This is a genomic window from Bacillus sp. MC1252, assembly GCF_056838025.1.
Genome location: NZ_CM166369.1, coordinates 3,311,957 through 3,329,478, shown reverse-complemented (window position 1 = coordinate 3,329,478; position 17,522 = coordinate 3,311,957). Strand labels below are relative to the sequence as shown.

Annotated in this window: 17 protein-coding genes; 16 read left to right on the top strand and 1 reads right to left on the bottom strand. The window is 39.0% G+C overall.

Annotation, left to right across the window (positions count from 1 at the left end; all coding sequences use genetic code 11):
* The first annotated feature begins 1,029 nt into the window (after positions 1-1,029).
* The 7 genes from ACYH0L_RS17175 to ACYH0L_RS17145 all read left to right on the top strand — a co-directional run bounded on the left by ACYH0L_RS17175 (position 1,030) and on the right by ACYH0L_RS17145 (position 7,424).
* A complete protein-coding gene (locus tag ACYH0L_RS17175; protein WP_256499084.1) occupies positions 1,030-1,320 on the top strand; it encodes an uberolysin/carnocyclin family circular bacteriocin in 291 nt (96 codons plus the stop codon).
* Between the two features lie 160 nt (positions 1,321-1,480).
* Complete coding sequence (locus tag ACYH0L_RS17170; RefSeq protein WP_256499083.1) at positions 1,481-1,660, top strand: hypothetical protein; 180 nt, start codon at positions 1,481-1,483, stop codon at positions 1,658-1,660.
* A gap of 1,155 nt (positions 1,661-2,815) precedes the next feature.
* On the top strand, positions 2,816-3,346 hold the full coding sequence (locus ACYH0L_RS17165; protein ID WP_256499082.1) for a stage II sporulation protein M: 531 nt from the start codon (positions 2,816-2,818) through the stop codon (positions 3,344-3,346).
* A 30-nt stretch (positions 3,347-3,376) separates the two neighbouring features.
* The gene (locus ACYH0L_RS17160) at positions 3,377-3,991 is read left to right on the top strand and encodes an ATP-binding cassette domain-containing protein (RefSeq protein ID WP_256499081.1); all 615 of its coding nucleotides are present in this window, start codon (positions 3,377-3,379) and stop codon (positions 3,989-3,991) included.
* Complete coding sequence (locus ACYH0L_RS17155; protein WP_256499080.1) at positions 3,970-4,473, top strand: hypothetical protein; 504 nt, start codon at positions 3,970-3,972, stop codon at positions 4,471-4,473. The genes ACYH0L_RS17160 and ACYH0L_RS17155 overlap by 22 nt, the downstream gene beginning before the upstream one ends.
* Positions 4,474-5,041: 568 nt before the next feature.
* Complete coding sequence (gene rpoE, locus ACYH0L_RS17150; RefSeq protein ID WP_256499079.1) at positions 5,042-5,578, top strand: DNA-directed RNA polymerase subunit delta; 537 nt, start codon at positions 5,042-5,044, stop codon at positions 5,576-5,578.
* Positions 5,579-5,816: 238 nt separating this feature from the next.
* A complete protein-coding gene (locus ACYH0L_RS17145) occupies positions 5,817-7,424 on the top strand; it encodes a CTP synthase (protein WP_230030612.1) in 1,608 nt (535 codons plus the stop codon).
* A gap of 41 nt (positions 7,425-7,465) precedes the next feature.
* Here ACYH0L_RS17145 and ACYH0L_RS17140 read toward each other — a convergent pair whose 3' ends face one another.
* Positions 7,466-7,996 carry a DUF2529 domain-containing protein gene (locus ACYH0L_RS17140; RefSeq protein ID WP_256499078.1) on the bottom strand — a complete coding sequence of 177 codons (531 nt, stop codon included), beginning with the start codon at positions 7,994-7,996 and terminating at the stop codon, positions 7,466-7,468.
* 180 nt (positions 7,997-8,176) lie between these two features.
* Between ACYH0L_RS17140 and ACYH0L_RS17135 the strand changes: the two genes are divergently transcribed.
* The 9 genes from ACYH0L_RS17135 to malS all read left to right on the top strand — a co-directional run bounded on the left by ACYH0L_RS17135 (position 8,177) and on the right by malS (position 17,522).
* Positions 8,177-8,551 carry a response regulator gene (locus ACYH0L_RS17135; RefSeq protein WP_003214681.1) on the top strand — a complete coding sequence of 125 codons (375 nt, stop codon included), beginning with the start codon at positions 8,177-8,179 and terminating at the stop codon, positions 8,549-8,551.
* Positions 8,552-8,729: 178 nt separating this feature from the next.
* Positions 8,730-9,587, top strand: coding sequence for a class II fructose-bisphosphate aldolase (locus ACYH0L_RS17130; RefSeq protein WP_034660304.1), 858 nt, complete (start codon positions 8,730-8,732; stop codon positions 9,585-9,587).
* Positions 9,588-9,699: 112 nt separating this feature from the next.
* Positions 9,700-10,338: a fructose-6-phosphate aldolase gene (gene fsa / locus ACYH0L_RS17125; protein ID WP_099726519.1), complete on the top strand. Its 639-nt coding sequence runs from the start codon at positions 9,700-9,702 to the stop codon at positions 10,336-10,338.
* A 247-nt stretch (positions 10,339-10,585) separates the two neighbouring features.
* Entirely contained in the window at positions 10,586-11,875 is a 1,290-nt protein-coding gene (locus tag ACYH0L_RS17120) for a UDP-N-acetylglucosamine 1-carboxyvinyltransferase (RefSeq protein ID WP_099726518.1), read from the top strand.
* A 32-nt stretch (positions 11,876-11,907) separates the two neighbouring features.
* On the top strand, positions 11,908-12,873 hold the full coding sequence (gene glpX / locus ACYH0L_RS17115) for a class II fructose-bisphosphatase (RefSeq protein WP_099726517.1): 966 nt from the start codon (positions 11,908-11,910) through the stop codon (positions 12,871-12,873).
* 365 nt (positions 12,874-13,238) lie between these two features.
* Positions 13,239-14,522 (top strand): transcription termination factor Rho, encoded by a 1,284-nt coding sequence (gene rho / locus ACYH0L_RS17110; protein ID WP_008354975.1) that lies wholly within the window; start codon positions 13,239-13,241, stop codon positions 14,520-14,522.
* 130 nt (positions 14,523-14,652) lie between these two features.
* Complete coding sequence (gene rpmE, locus ACYH0L_RS17105; protein WP_003215407.1) at positions 14,653-14,853, top strand: 50S ribosomal protein L31; 201 nt, start codon at positions 14,653-14,655, stop codon at positions 14,851-14,853.
* A gap of 87 nt (positions 14,854-14,940) precedes the next feature.
* Entirely contained in the window at positions 14,941-15,543 is a 603-nt protein-coding gene (locus tag ACYH0L_RS17100) for a thymidine kinase (RefSeq protein ID WP_099726516.1), read from the top strand.
* A 278-nt stretch (positions 15,544-15,821) separates the two neighbouring features.
* Positions 15,822-17,522, top strand: a complete 1,701-nt coding sequence (gene malS / locus ACYH0L_RS17095; protein WP_230030614.1) for an oxaloacetate-decarboxylating malate dehydrogenase — start codon at positions 15,822-15,824, stop codon at positions 17,520-17,522.

Sequence of the window (17,522 nt, the reverse complement as noted above, 5' to 3'; positions counted from 1 at the left end):
TTATATATTTTAAGTAAAACTGAGGCAATCATCTCTTAGACATCACATAATTAAAGCAAATCTCAATGCTTGAGATATATATAAAATTAATCATTAGTAAATAAATGATGAATATTATTCAAACTACATAAATGAAGAAAAGATTTTATTTGTCCGAATATCTTGATTTAAAGAAATTGCAGAGATGACCAGTGAGATGTTTAATACAAAACAGTCAAAAATAATACGAATAACACCTTCGAAAATAAAGCCTTTAATTAAGTACATTTATTCTATTATCAACCGAAGTCGAGACAGCTCAATATGAGTGTTTCGATTTTTTTGAAATCGAGAAATTGGTTTATTTTAAGTAGTTGATTCCACCCATTTAAGTCTTTTTTATCATCGGTATACAGGGGCTTATATTGGGTTTTGAAGAATAGTAAGTTTATTGAATTTTCTAATACATTACAATTTTTCAAAGGATGTCATAGGAACTGCGATGTATAAAGATACTGACATGTTCGATCAGGTTATTAGCATTTTAATAAATGATAAGGTTCTTGTCTTTATAAGATTCAAGTGTATGATGTACTGCCAATTCAATTCATCAATTCTCTTGAATTCAAAATAAGTTTACAGAGAATAGAATGAGAGAAAGCTATTCATTGAATTTAGCTCTGCCTTTAGTAAAGATGTAATAACTTCAAGGATAAAGGTAGCTTATCATACCTATAAATATAAATGCCATCATCTTTTAAGTCATGATAAAAAAGTTACCTACCTCTAAGACAGGTCAATAAAAATATGAAACGAATTGATTTTTTGATAGTGTTTATTAGAAATTTTGACTAGCTTTTAGAGAATCAGAGCATTTTATGCCATTACATAAGTGCCCTGTAAAAATGGAAAATGAACTTAATCCCTGATAATAGTTGGTTATAAATACCTCTATTTAAATTAATATTACATATTTTACAAAAAATGTTGAAATGTAATTTAATTCTTGTTAGACTAAAAGAGTGATAAATAATAGAAGGAGGTCATATTATGACAAAAGCAACAGATTCTAAGTTTTATGCTTTATTATCGCTGTTACTTCTTGCGGTAACATTAGTAGCTTTAGTGATTGGTAATGGTTCTTTAATTGCAGCAAATCTTGGTGTTAGTTCTGGAACCGCGTTTGCAATGGTTAATTTCTTAGATACTTGGTCCTCAGTAGCAACTGTCATTACTGTCGTTGGCATGTTCACTGGTGTAGGAACAATTAGTGCGGGTGTAGCTGCTACTATTTTGGCTATCCTTAAGAAAAAAGGAAAAGCTAAAGCTGCTGCTTTTTAATCTTGAAAAAAATCATCTCAATCTTTATTGAGATGATTTTTTTTCCAAAAGTGTATTGATATCAGGTGAAACGGCGTTCAATAGACAGTGACTTAAAAACTAATTTAACGTTTTATGCCCATTGTGGCTTGTAATAAAACATTAATTAGGAGGTAAATTTATGATAAAAGCAAAAAATCTTGGCTTATTCTCACTATTGTTATTTGTAGTTACAATGGCATCTTTAGTAGTTGGAAGAAATGGTTCTTTGATAGCAGCGAATCTTGGTGTTAGTACTGGGGCTGCTGCAATTTTGGCTGTACTTAAAAAACAAGGAAAAGCCAAGGCTGCTGCTTTTTAAAATGACTTATGCATAAATTAAATAAGCTATTTAAAATATATGATCAAAGTATAATGGGGTATCTCAATTATATTGGGTTGATTCTTTTTTCTTTCATTGTTATGGTAGCGGTGATTTTCTATCGCGATGGGATTCCCAGCACTTACCTAAACAGCTTTATTTTTATTTCAATATACATTGTAGCTACAGCTAATATTAATCGTTGTGTATTACCGTATAGAAGACAGCAGCCAGGCTTGGTCTTTATCTCTAAACAATTGTTGTTGAAACATTTATTCTTTACGATTAAAAAAGGGTATGCAGTTCAATTACTTCTTACTTGTTTCATCGCTCTAACCTTTTTGTTAGTAGAAAATCAATATTTCATTATGATATTAGCTCTTGTGGTCGTAATGCTTTCGTTTGCATCTCAATTGTTGTCTGGTCTATTCAATATCATAAACAGAATATTCCTTTTGTTGCAATTTTGGTATATGATAACGTCCATTTTTGAAGCAGTTATGATACTGCAAATAGTACAGTCCCTTCTTATTTACATTTACATAAGTAATTCGCATAGGATACCTTTGACAACTGGACTTTCCTTTCTAAAAAGTGCTAAAAGGAAATATAGGTCTGGAAATATTCTGTATCTATTTTTGTCTTATACCACTAGTAATAAAATATTAATGGTCTTAATAGGCGCCTTAGTATCAGTGCTTACTTATTTCGCCCAATCCTTTTTAACGAAAGTAGAAAACCTGCCTGCGCTCATTCTAGTCTATATAAATTTTATAACGATATTAGAAATCTTAATAGGTTCGAAAAAGGAAGAGATCGTTCTTGATAAGGCAAGAGTCGAGACATTACAATCCTCTTTGATCGTAAGTCCGTACGAAAGGTTTAAATCCAGTACGATTTATTTACTATGTCTTGTGCTGATTTTTGTAAGCGTGTGTGGAATAGTCGGAGTGATGATAAACACGTCCGATATCTCAATCATTCTTAAAAATACGTTATCGCTTCCTTTAATCATCTTTATTGGGGTCGTATATTTCAGAAAAACAGAACTATTAATCAGCGATTATGAACATAAGTTGCTGAAGCTATCCTTGCCTATTTTGTTACTCATATGCATTACAATTTTCACTATTACTTCATGAAAAGAGGAGGAAAATGATACATAAAAGATTGAAATATTTTCTGTGGTACTATTCTATCTACTGTATCTTACTGATAGGTACAGGGATTTATCTTGGGAACATAGTCAACAAAGATTTATTTGAAGCAGCACCGCCAACTTCGGGCCAGGATTTTATGTCTGTAGTTCTGACGCATAACTTAACAAACTTTGCAATGTATTTACTGGGATTCTTATTGTCACCGTTATTTCAAATAATGGATTTTGGAGGTTCGTCCTTCGTCATTACAATGGGTTTTAGAACGCTAGGAGCACAAGAAGCTTTGGATAAACTAATTCCTCATGGGTTATTAGAATTTCCAAATATGTTGCTGTATCAAGGCATAAGCCAGTATGTGCTTTTTACATTAATTTATACGAAATCAATTAAAGCTGCTTTAGGTGTCATGAAAAAAATGATTCCTTATTATCTGCTATCGTTAACGATCCTAATAATAGCTGCTTTTATTGAAGGGTATGATTCCTTATTATTTTCTATCTTTATCAATAATAGCTGGTTTTATTGAAGACTCTATATTACAGAGAAGGGGATTCAAATGGGATTAGAATTTGTAGAATGTACGAAGAATTTCAAGAACACTATGATACTAGATAAAGTGAATTTTTCAATTCCATCAGGTCTCTTTCATTTAGTAGGGCGAAATGGTGCGGGTAAAAGCACTCTCCTTAAAATGATAGCTGGTTTAGATAAGAGATACTCTGGAGGTATTGAGACAAACAATAAATCGACTCTTTATTTAAATGTGGATCCTATTGGTATTCATCCATTTACAATTAGAGAGAATCTAGAGATTCTGTGGAATACGTTTAAGATTACACCCACCGAAGAACAAATGTGCAATGTGAATGATTTTTTTGATGGTAAACTAGATGATTCGTATAGCAGAGCATCCACGGGTATGAAAGCGAAGGTAGGGTTATCTTTAGTATTCGTAAAAGATTGGGAAACCATACTAATTGATGAAACCATGTCATCTCTAGATTCAGAAAGTATAGATATGCTATCTGAAAGGTTAGTGAATCTTTCTATTAAAAATATAGCAACCATCATATATGTTTCCCATAGCATGGTAAATAAACGCTTAAACGATCATTCAAGCATTATGAGTATAGGGGATGGGAGGCTATTATGGAACAACGTCCAAGAATAACATCACTGATATCGTTGGTCATTTTTATTCTTGCCAATTATTATTTTGTCACTTTTGCTATTGAATTGAATGGCTACATTTCAAAACTAGGTGATTTGCGAGCTTTGTTAGAGGATATTTCCTATGATACGATGCTGAATCTAATTGTTGTCATTACCACAACCCTAACCACAATCAGTCTCTTAGTACAGTATCTAATCGGTAAATTCTTATTAATGATCTTTGCTCCTGAGGTTAAGAGTCATTTGTTTTATGCTCTGATTCCTAAGATTCTCATTATGTTTGTTAATGTGATATGTATGGGGATTTTGCAAGTACATAGCTTATGGATGTACATCTTCACAGCCCTTATAGGATCGATTCTCATTTTGATCTTTTTTCAGTACAAAAAAGCGAACTGGAAAGCATCGATTCTCTTTGCAGCACCATTTATTATTGATGCTTTAATTTCCTTAGGAAAAGAAATAGTCACTGTAATGTAAAGAAAGATAAGTAAAGCATGAATTTTCAAGTAAAAAAATAAGATGTATAGTTGGTTTTCAAGATACGTAAAGCTTGCGTAAGAGGCAACGGTATTCGCTCAAAAAACGAAGACAAGGTTATCAAAGAAAAAGGTTTTATACAAGTTTTTTCATTATGGGTACACGTAGACTTAAATCTGTTTACGTGTACCTTTTTATAAGCTTTATAAAAAATGGACAATTACATCGTTCGATCGATAGCTGATCATGTCCTATTGTTTTGTACAGTCAATGTCTTCATTCATTAATACCGCCTCCGACTATTTCGGTTTTTTTCATTTGAAATAAATAAAACGGATGCATACTAAAAGCATGCCGGACACAAGAACCAGTCCAATTTAACGCAGATGATGAACCTCTAGGTGCTCCCCGTGAGAAAAAATCAAAATTTAACATCGATAAAGGTGGCATAAACTCCCCTAATTTGTTTATAATGAGAGGTATGGTTTGTCGTAAGAATAAGGTATAAATACTTATTATTTCACTGATAAATGGATACATACATGTAATAGAAAGGGAGTGTCTGACCTTGAGTTTGAAAGAATACTCACAGGAACAGCTCAAACAAATGTCTTTAGTTGAACTTGCTTATGAAATTTTCAGAGACAGCAAAACACCGATCACGTTTTCCGAGTTAATAGATGAAATGATCCGTTTGCAAGGGATACAAAAATCTGATCTAGATGATCGACTTGCCCAATTTTATACAGACTTAAATATAGATGGCCGCTTTATTTCGTTAGGTGATCAGAGATGGGGACTTCGCAGCTGGTATCCAGTTGATCAAATCGAAGAAGAAGTTCAGCCAGCTGTGAAAACAAAAGCGAAAAAGAAAAAAACAAAAGCAGCTGTCGTTGAAGAAGACTTCGATGAGATTGAAGAGGAAGAAGAAATCGAAGAGCTTGAAGAAGATCTTGATCTTGTTGAAGCCGACGATGATCTCGACTTAGATGAAGAAGAAGTTGATGAAGATCTAGAAGACTTCGACGAAGATGATGACGAAGATGATGACGGCTTAACGGAGATTGATGAAGACGATTTAGACGAGGAAGAGGAAGGCAAATAACCCTCTCAAACCGGTCCTTAAAACAGGACAAAACCGTCTTGACTTTCGAGAGCGAACTATGTAGTATGTATTTTGGGCTCTCTAAAAAGAGTACGTAAAGATACGTTCATTTACGCTCCCTTTCATTTATTTGAAAGGGAGCTTTCTTATTTTTCAAGAGATTTAGGGATACACTCTAAAAAGGATGAAGCTGTGCATGTCTAGTCATGCAAGGGTAAAAAAGAGAGGAGCATACGAAATGACAAAGTATATTTTTGTAACAGGAGGAGTTGTTTCCTCACTTGGAAAAGGGATCACGGCTGCATCGTTAGGCCGCCTTCTAAAAAACAGAGGGATGGATGTCACCATTCAAAAATTCGATCCATATATAAATGTAGACCCTGGGACAATGAGTCCATACCAGCACGGTGAAGTATTTGTTACAGATGACGGTGCTGAAACAGACCTTGACTTAGGTCACTACGAGCGTTTCATTGATATTAACTTAAATAAGTACAGCAACGTAACAACGGGTAAAATCTACTCTACTGTCTTGAAAAAAGAGCGCCGCGGCGACTATTTAGGCGGTACAGTACAGGTCATTCCCCACATTACAAATGAAATCAAAGACCGTGTATACCGTGCAGGAAAAGAAACTGGTGCGGATGTTGTCATTACAGAAATCGGCGGAACAGTTGGAGATATCGAATCCCTCCCATTCCTTGAAGCGATTCGTCAAATGAAGAGTGACATCGGACGTGAAAATGTCATGTACATTCATTGTACCCTTGTTCCTTACATCCGTGCAGCAGGCGAATTGAAAACAAAACCAACACAGCATAGTGTGAAAGAACTTCGCAGCCTTGGCATTCAGCCAAACGTCATTGTTGTCAGAACAGAAATGCCAATGACACAAGACATGAAGGACAAAATTGCTCTATTCTGTGATATTGATACAAAAGCTGTCATCGAATGCCAGGATGCAGACACCCTTTACTCCATTCCGCTTGATTTACAAAAACAAGGATTAGACAAGCTTGTATGTGAGCACATGAAGCTTGAATGCCAAGATGCGGACATGACTGAGTGGACGGCTCTTGTCGACAAAGTGCAAAACCTTTCAAAACAAGTAACGATTGGACTTGTAGGGAAATATGTTGAGCTGCAAGATGCATACATTTCTGTTGTTGAATCACTTCGTCATGCTGGCTATGCATTTGATGCTGATGTTCAAATCAAATGGATCAATGCAGAGGAAGTCACAGCAGGGAATATAGCTGATCTCGCTCAAGATGTAGACGGTATGATCGTTCCTGGAGGCTTCGGAGACCGCGGAGTGGAAGGGAAAATCATTGCAACACAATATGCCCGCGAAAACAAAGTACCATTCTTCGGAATTTGCCTAGGAATGCAAGTCGCGTCTATCGAATATGCGAGAAACGTACTAGGCCTTGAGGGAGCTCATTCAGCGGAAATTGATCCAGAAACAGCATTCCCAATCATCGACCTTCTTCCGGAACAGAAGGATGTAGATGATCTAGGCGGAACACTTCGTCTAGGGCTGTACCCTTGTAAATTAAATGAAGACTCGAAAGCATATGCTGCATACAATGACGAAGTGGTCTACGAACGCCACCGTCATCGTTATGAGTTTAATAACGAATACAGACAGCAAATGGAAGCAGCAGGATTTGTATTCTCTGGTACAAGCCCAGACGGACGCCTTGTTGAAATTATTGAGCTGAAGGATCACCCTTGGTTCCTTGCTTCTCAGTTCCATCCAGAATTCATTTCAAGACCAACAAGACCACAGCCGTTATTTAGAGATTTCGTTGGTGCTTCACTGCAAGCATCTGAATCAAAATAAAACAAAAAACTGCCGAGAATATCATCTTCTCGGCAGTTTTTTTATTCATATTCCTCAACGATTTCTTTCACAGTAAACGATAGAGCATGGTAGACATATAAGCAGGTCATTAAAGCAGGATAGCCGAACCTTGTTCCATCCTCGGCAGGCACAAGTGGTTTCTTGAGCTGGAAATCAATGTGGACATCGCAATGCTCTTCAATTATTGACGGCTCCTTTTGTGCTGGCCCAACTCCAACAATGGGCGTACCTTGCATGTGCAGTTCTTTTACAAGGGATTGAATCTCCTGATCTTCTGGATCTGAATAAAAAAGCAGAACCCTGTCACTTGGATGAAGTAAGCTGCGCTCCTTTTGATCCAGTGGCAGTACTTTTGCACCGGGAAATGGCTCCTTGCTTTCGGATGCCTCTAGGGCTACAGCAGCCAGCTCATTTCTTCCATGGAAATAAACAGCATGTCCACTGACGACGGCTTGAGCAAGAAGGCGTGCACCGTCCTCAATCGCTTCTGCCTGCTTTTCTCCAATACGTGAAAAAATACCTGATAACTGGGTGGTGAAAATTTTTAACAAGACTCATTTCCTCCTTCGGTCAGATCATTTTATAATAGAATATAAAGAGAATATTAGGAAAAATGCTCAGAAAATGTCGTAAAGTAAACTATTATAAATAAAGGAAATGTGAAAATCAAACAGAATTATTTAACAACTGCTCTTTTTATGGCGAAAAATGAAAGCAATGGGGTGTAACAGATGAATGAGAAAATTTTAATTGTCGATGATCAGTACGGTATTAGAATATTACTGAATGAAGTGTTTCATAAAGAAGGCTATCAAACCTTCCAAGCAGCTAATGGTCTACAAGCGTTAGATATTGTGAAAAACCATAGACCGAACCTTGTTCTGCTTGATATGAAGATTCCTGGAATGGATGGGATTGAGATTTTAAAACGGATGAAATTAATTGATGAAGACATCCGCGTGATCATTATGACAGCTTATGGTGAATTAGATATGATTCAAGAATCCAAAGAACTCGGTGCATTGACGCACTTCGCTAAACCATTTGATATTGATGAAATCCGAGATGCAGTCAAAGAATACCTGCCTCTTGAAACAAATGGCTAGCTGGAAATGATTGAATCGATTCATTCTGTTGCCGATTTGTCGAATAATTGGTATTCTAGATAAGAAGAAGAAAGCGATCTGACTTTGAAAGTTTACATATGGCGAGAAATTCTGGTCATGCTAGGGTGGAGAGCTTTTTTTAGTAAGCAAATTAGCTACATAGGGAGGATTTTTCATCATGCCTTTAGTTTCAATGACAGAAATGTTGAAAGACGCAAAGGAAAAAGGTTACGCTGTTGGACAGTTTAACTTAAATAACTTAGAATTCACGCAAGCGATTTTACAAGCTGCTGAAGAAGAGAAATCTCCAGTTATTTTAGGAGTATCTGAAGGAGCAGGACGCTACATGGGCGGCTTCAAAACAGTTGTCGCAATGGTTAAAGCGTTAATCGAAGAATATAATGTAACAGTTCCTGTTGCGATTCATTTAGATCACGGTTCAAGCTTTGAATCTTGTGCAAAAGCGATTCATGCAGGATTTACTTCTGTTATGATCGATGCTTCTCACCACCCATTCGATGAGAACGTAGCAACAACTGCGAAAGTAGTTGAGCTTGCACATTTCCACGGTGTATCTGTAGAAGCTGAGCTTGGAACTGTTGGTGGACAAGAAGACGACGTCATCGCTGAGGGCGTTATTTATGCTGATCCAAAAGAATGCCAAGAGCTTGTAGAACGTACTGGTATCGACTGCCTTGCACCTGCACTAGGTTCAGTTCATGGTCCATACAAAGGTGAACCAAACCTTGGTTTCGCTGAAATGGAAGAAATTGGTAAAATGACAGGTCTTCCACTTGTTCTTCACGGCGGAACAGGTATCCCAACTGCTGACATCAAGCGTTCAATTTCACTTGGTACAGCAAAAATCAATGTAAACACTGAAAACCAAATTGCTTCTGCGAAAGCAGTTCGCGAAACACTTGCTGCAAAAACAGAAGAGTATGATCCACGTAAATATCTTGGACCAGCTCGTGACGCAATTAAAGCAACTGTTATCGGCAAAATGCGCGAATTTGGTTCTTCTAACCAAGCATAATTTGATGAGAACCGAAAGCCGCCTGAGTCACAGGCGGTTTTCTCCATATCTTGAGAAAGCGCAATCAAAATTTACATTTCAGACAATTTTTTGATAGGAGAGTGGCACAGTTATGTTATTTTTCGTAGATACAGCGAATATTGCAGACATCAAAGAGGCGCACGAGCTTGGCATTTTAGCAGGCGTCACAACAAACCCTAGTTTAGTAGCGAAAGAAAAGGACGTATCATTCCACGATCGCCTTCGTGAAATCACTGACGTCGTGTCAGGTTCTGTCAGTGCGGAAGTCATTTCCTTAAAAGCAGAGGAAATGATTGAAGAAGGAAAAGAGCTTGCTGCCATTGCACCAAATATCACTGTCAAAGTTCCAATGACAACGGACGGCCTGAAAGCTGTCAAAGCGTTAACAGACCTTGGTATTAAAACAAACGTCACTTTGATTTTTAATTCAAATCAGGCTCTGCTTGCAGCTAGAGCTGGTGCGACGTATGTTTCTCCATTCCTCGGTCGTTTAGATGACATCGGCCACAATGGTCTTGATCTCATTAGCGAAGTGAAAACCATTTTTGATGTTCATGGATTAGATACACAAATCATTGCTGCATCCATTCGTCACCCGCAGCATGTGACAGAAGCTGCCATTAGAGGTGCTCATATCGGCACAATGCCGCTGAAAGTCATCAAGCAGCTGACAAAACACCCATTAACGGATGCAGGCATTGAGCAATTTTTAGCAGACTGGAATAAATAAGTGATTGTGGCAGGCGGGAGCGTATTCCGTTTGCCGCAGTTTTCTTTAAAAACGCTAAGAAATGTTTTGTGCAAAGAAGAGAACATCACAGCCTCGCAAAGCTTCGATTATTTTTCTTCCGACAAATTTCGTTTAACCTGTATTCTTTCTCTTGATATTGGCTAAATTTTGGACAAGACCTTTTAAAGCGCGACATCCACAAACAGTATAACTCCAACAGTGATCTTCTTTAAGAAGGGAGACAAATATGGAAAAGTTAAACATTGCCGGCGGTGACCCCTTACGCGGGACCGTACATATTAGTGGTGCGAAAAATAGTGCTGTGGCACTGATTCCTGCCACGATTCTCGCAGATTCTCCAGTAACCATTGAGGGCCTACCGCATATTTCAGATATAGACACATTACGAGATCTGTTAGAAGAAATTGGCGGGAAGGTAACATTTGAAAAAGGTGAAATGGTTGTCAATCCTAAAGCAATGATCAGCATGCCGCTTCCTAATGGGAAAGTGAAGAAACTGCGTGCGTCCTATTATTTAATGGGAGCCATGCTAGGCAGGTTCAAGCAGGCTGTCATCGGTTTGCCAGGAGGATGTCACTTAGGACCTAGACCGATCGATCAGCATATCAAAGGCTTTGAAGCACTTGGAGCCGAGGTGACAAACGAGCAGGGTGCAATTTATTTGCGTGCTGAAAAATTAGTCGGGGCCCGTATTTATCTTGATGTTGTCAGTGTGGGTGCGACCATCAATATCATGCTGGCAGCTGTACTGGCTGAAGGAAAAACGGTGATTGAAAATGCCGCAAAAGAGCCCGAAATTATTGATGTAGCGACACTGCTTGCAAGCATGGGAGCCAAAATCAAAGGTGCGGGTACTGATGTGATTCGAATCGAAGGTGTAGAATCTCTTCATGGCTGTAAGCATTCCATCATCCCTGACCGCATAGAAGCAGGTACGTTTTTAATTGCTGGTGCAGCGATGGGAGATGAAGTTGTACTTGATAATGTGATCCCAACTCATTTAGAATCAATTACGGCGAAACTTAGAGAAATGGGGTTCACCATTGAAACGAGCAACGATCAGATGCTGATCGTTGGCAGAAACGAAGGACTCAAGCCTGTCGATATCAAAACCCTTGTGTATCCGGGCTTTCCGACTGATCTTCAGCAGCCGATGACAGCCTTGTTAACAAAAGCGAAAGGCACGAGTGTGGTCACAGATACGATCTACTCTGCCCGCTTTAAGCACATTGACGAATTGCGTAGAATGGGTGCAAACATGAAGGTGGAAGGAAGATCTGCTATTATTACCGGACAAACGCAGCTTCAAGGAGCAAAGGTAAAAGCAAGTGATCTGCGTGCAGGTGCCTGTCTCGTTGTCGCAGGGTTAATGGCAGACGGCGTGACCGAAATCACAGGGCTTGAACATATAGACAGAGGATATAGTTTGCTTGAGGAGAAGCTTGAAGGCTTGGGTGCAACCATCTGGCGTGAAAAGCTGAATGACCAAGAAATAGAAGAACTTCAAAATTCATAAGGCTTTGACTGTGAGAGGAGATTTGGACAAAAATGGAAAGAAGTTTATCGATGGAACTAGTACGGGTGACAGAAGCAGCCGCTTTAAAATCTGCCCGTTGGATGGGAAGAGGAAAGAAAGACGAAGCGGATGATGCTGCAACAAGTGCAATGCGTGATGTGTTTGACACCATTCCGATGAAGGGAACAGTCGTCATCGGCGAGGGAGAAATGGACGAAGCACCAATGCTTTATATTGGGGAAAAGCTTGGCAACGGATATGGACCTCGCGTGGATGTCGCTGTTGATCCATTAGAAGGAACAAATATTGTGGCAAGCGGCGGCTGGAATGCCTTAGCTGTCATTGCGGTTGCAGATCATGGCAACTTGCTGAATGCACCTGATATGTACATGGATAAGATCGCAGTAGGTCCAGAAGCGGTAGGCTGCATCGACATTGAAGCGCCTGTCATTGATAATCTTCGCGCTGTTGCAAAAGCGAAAAACAAAGATATTGAAGATGTTGTTGCGACAATTTTAAACAGAGGTCGACATGAGAAAATTATTGCTGAGCTGAGAGAAGCAGGAGCAAGAATTAAACTAATCGATGATGGTGACGTTGCAGGAGCCATTAATACAGCATTTGATCACACAGGTGTTGATATTCTATTTGGTTCAGGTGGAGCGCCTGAGGGTGTCCTTTCTGCTGTCGCGTTAAAGGCACTTGGTGGTGAAATCCATGGTAAGCTTCTTCCTCAAAGTGAAGAAGAGCAGAGACGCTGTGAGAAAATGGGGCTGGATGTTGGGAAAGTCCTAAGAATGGAAGACCTCGTAAAAGGAGACGATGCCATTTTTGCAGCGACAGGTGTAACGGACGGCGAGTTATTAAAAGGTGTTCAATTCAAAGGCTCTGTTGGAACAACACAAAGTGTTGTCATGCGTGCGAAATCGGGTACTGTTCGATTCGTTGATGGCAGACACAGCTTAAAGAAAAAACCGAATCTTTTCATTCGTCCGTAATCAGAAAGCGGGTATTCATTACCCGCTTTTCATATAGGTTTCAAATGTATATCATTTTCTGTTTAAAGTTGAATATTCTCTTCAAATGAGGTAAAACTAAAGAGTGCTGCGAAATTTCCTGCGAATTTACTTCTTTTAAGCTTCAACAAGTTTAAATACTGCCGCATCATGACGATATACTCTTTATCCTTCTCTATGTTGACAAAGCTCTATTCCACATTGTTTCTATCTATCACGATAAAACGAGTGGAGCGTTACCATTAGAGCAAGGTCATCCCAACAAAAAAGGAATTAAAAAGCTAATCAAATACAATGGTCATGCATTTGTAATGAAATACATTGACTAGAAAAGTGTGGTGTCCATATTGAAAGATGTTTCAATCTCATCTTTGGAAAATATGAAATTAAAAGAGCTGTATGAGTTAGCAAAACGCTACAAAATCTCTTATTACAGCAAACTAACAAAAAAAGAATTAATCTTTGCCATTCTAAAGGCAAATGCTGAGCAAGAGGATCTCTTATTTATGGAAGGGGTTCTTGAAATTATTCAGTCTGAGGGCTTTGGGTTCTTAAGACCGATTAACTACTCCCCAAGTTCTGAAGATATTTATATTTCTGCTTCACAAATCAGACGCTTTGATTTACGAAATGGAGATAAAGTGTCTGGAAAGGTACGACCTCCAAAAGAGAATGAACGCTACTATGGCCTCCTTCATGTAGAAGCGGTAAATGGGGATGACCCAGAATCAGCAAAGGAACGTGTTCACTTTCCTGCACTCACACCGCTATTTCCTGATCGCCAAATGATTCTTGAAACACAGCCTAATCACCTGTCTACTAGAATTATGGATATGATGGCGCCAGTTGGGTTTGGACAGCGTGGATTAATCGTTGCGCCGCCTAAGGCAGGAAAAACCATTCTGCTCAAAGAAATTGCCAACAGCATTTCTGAAAATCATCCAGAGGCAGAACTGATTGTCCTTCTTATTGACGAACGTCCGGAGGAAGTAACAGATATCGAACGTTCTGTTGCAGGGGATGTTGTTAGTTCAACCTTTGACGAAGTACCGGAAAACCATATTAAAGTAGCAGAGCTTGTATTAGAGCGTGCCATGCGTCTTGTTGAACATAAAAAAGATGTCATCATCTTAATGGACAGCATCACAAGGCTTGCTCGTGCATACAACCTTGTCATCCCACCAAGCGGCCGAACGCTTTCTGGGGGGATTGATCCAGCGGCTTTCCATCGCCCGAAACGTTTCTTTGGTGCTGCGCGTAACATCGAAGAAGGCGGAAGCTTGACGATTTTAGCTACTGCCCTTGTTGATACTGGATCACGTATGGATGATGTGATCTATGAGGAGTTTAAAGGAACTGGAAACATGGAGCTTCATTTGGACCGTTCTCTTGCAGAGAGAAGAATCTTCCCAGCGATCGACATTAGACGTTCGGGTACGAGAAAAGAAGAACTGCTTGTGCCAAAAGAGCATCTTGATCGTCTATGGGCGATGAGAAAATCGATGTCAGATACACCTGACTTCGCTGAGAAGTTCATGCGCAAAATGAGAAAAACAAAGACAAACCAAGAATTTTTCGATATTTTAACGCAAGAATGGAAACAAGCAAATATGTCTGCATCAAGAAGATAACTTCCTGAAAAAATACATTTGCAATCATAGACTCTCGCTGTTATAATTTTATCATGTGCGTTTCAGAATTTATTCTGAGATATTAACTCTGTTTCCGAATTGGATTCAGGGCGGAAGGAGATGACAGTAGATGAAAACAGGAATTCATCCTAACTACAAAAAAGCTACAGTCAAATGCGCTTGTGGAAATGAGTTTGAAACTGGATCAGTAAAAGAAGAGGTTCGCATCGAGATTTGCTCTGAGTGCCATCCTTTCTATACAGGCCGTCAAAAATTCGCTTCTGCTGATGGACGTGTTGACCGCTTTAACAAAAAATACGGTCTTAAGTAATAATAGATACAATAAACAGGCAGGAATCCGTTCTTGCCTGTTTTTTTACGTGGATTGATGGAACTTTAAAACGGGGGAGAAGACCTTATGTATGTGATGAAACAAAGCGGTTGGCTTGAAGTCATCTGCGGTAGTATGTTTTCTGGAAAGTCGGAAGAATTGATTCGGAGAGTCAAAAGAGCCACCTTTGCCAAACAAGAAGTAAAAATATTCAAACCAGCGATCGATAACCGATATAGTACAAGCTCAGTTGTGTCACATAACGGTTCATCAGTAGATGGGATTGCAGTAGCCTCACCAAAAGACATAATAACGCACATATCAGAAAGAACCGATGTCATTGGCATTGATGAGGTGCAATTTTTTGATGAGACAATCATTGATATTGTCACTCAATTGGCTGATAAAGGCTACCGAGTCATTGTTGCAGGCCTGGATCAGGACTTCAGAGGAGAGCCATTTGGTGTTGTTCCGCATTTAATGGCATGTGCAGAGCTTGTAACAAAACTTCAAGCAGTTTGTTCGGTATGCGGCTCCCCAGCGAGTAGAACACAACGCTTGATCGACGGTAAACCCGCATCCTATGATGATCCCATTATTTTAGTAGGTGCGCAGGAATCATACGAAGCACGATGCAGACATCACCATGAAGTACCAAGACTTGACGTTGGTACAACACTTGACAATTAAAAAAATAGCAAATGCCGCTGTGTTTTGTTTTTGAGATTTTGGATGAACACCCATCATTTGTACTTAAATAAATTAAATAACACTACGAAAAAATTATCTAATTTTCAACGCTTGCGTTTTAGCATAAGCAGGCATAAAATGACTAACTGTAGTGTAAAGCATTTTAACGAAAAGTTCGATTTCTTGTCATAATTTTTTTGATTAAGGATTTTTCTCCTTAATCATTCTTTTGATTAATAGTTAACTTTATTTATATTTTAGAAAGAGGGTAGTTTTTGATGAACAACGTGAAGAAAACAAAAGAAGGGTACCTCGAAACCACTTTAACAGGTAAAGATGTATTATCGATTCCAACGTTGAACAAAGGCGTTGCTTTTTCTGAAGAAGAAAGACAAGAGCTTGGACTAGAAGGATTACTTCCTCCAACTGTTCTGACTTTAGAACAGCAAGCGGAGAGAGCGTACAAGCAATTTCTAGCTCAGCCAGATCGTCTTCGTCAAAACGTATACTTAAGTGATTTGCAAAACCGTAACGAAGTATTGTTCTACAAGCTTCTTACAGACAAGCTTCGTGAAATGCTCCCTGTTGTTTACACGCCAACTGTTGGTGAAGCGATTCAAGAATACAGCCATGAATACAGAAGACCTCATGGTGTCTATCTTTCAATCGACAACATTGACGGCATTGAGAAAGCATTTGAAAACTTACATGCAACAGCTGGCGATATTGATCTAATCGTTGCAACTGACTCTGAGAGTATTCTTGGAATTGGTGACTGGGGTGTTGGTGGTATCAACATCGCAATCGGTAAATTAGCTGTTTACACTGCAGCAGCAGGTATTGATCCAAGCCGCGTGATTCCAGTTGTATTAGATGTTGGAACAAACAATGAAAAATTATTGAATGATCCATTATACATCGGTAACCACCACAAACGTGTACAAGGTGAAAAATACGAAGAATTCATTGATGCTTATGTAAAAGCAGCACTTAAATTCTTCCCGAAAGCATTGCTTCACTGGGAAGACCTTGGAAACAAAAATGCGCGTAACATCATGAAAAAATACAACGACAACATCTTAACATTCAATGATGATATTCAAGGTACTGGTGCCATTACTTTAGCGGGAGTACTTGCCGCTGTCAAGAAAACTGGTACTCAATTGAAAGATCACCGTGTTGTGATTTTTGGAGCTGGTTCAGCTGGTATCGGAATCGCAGATCAAGTGCGTGACACAATGGTACTTGAAGGTCTGACTGAAGAAGAAGCAAACAATGCCTTCTGGACATTAGACTACAGAGGATTGTTAACAGATCAATTTGAAGATGAAGTGCTTGATTTCCAAAAACCGTATCTTCGTTCATCTGACGAAGTTCAGGGCTGGGCTCGTGATGAAAAAGGACAAATTTCATTTGCAGAAACCGTTCGCAAAGTGAAGCCAACGATCCTAATCGGTACATCAGGTCAAGGCGGCGCATTCACTGAAGAAATCATTAAAGAAATGGCAGCTCATACAGAACGTCCAGTGATCATGCCAATGTCTAACCCAACACCACTTGCTGAGGCAGTGCCAGAGGATCTATTTAAATGGACAGACGGCCGTGTACTTGTTGCAACAGGAAGCCCATTCGAAAATGTTGAGTATAATGGCATCGAACATGAAATCGGACAATCAAACAATGCCTTCGTTTTCCCAGGACTTGGTCTTGGTTCTATCGTAACGGAATCAAAAATCATCACAAAAGGAATGTTCGTCGCTTCTGCGAATGCGATCGCTGAAATGGTTGATCACAAAAAACCAGGTGCTGGCCTACTTCCAAGCATTGATAAATTGCAAGAAGTGTCAATCCATGTGGCAATTGAAGTAGCGAAAGCAGCAATTGAAGATGGGGTCGCAAGAAAAACGCCTGACAACATCGAACAAGCTGTGAAAGACGCAATGTGGACTCCTGAATATAAAAAAATTGTAAGAGCATAA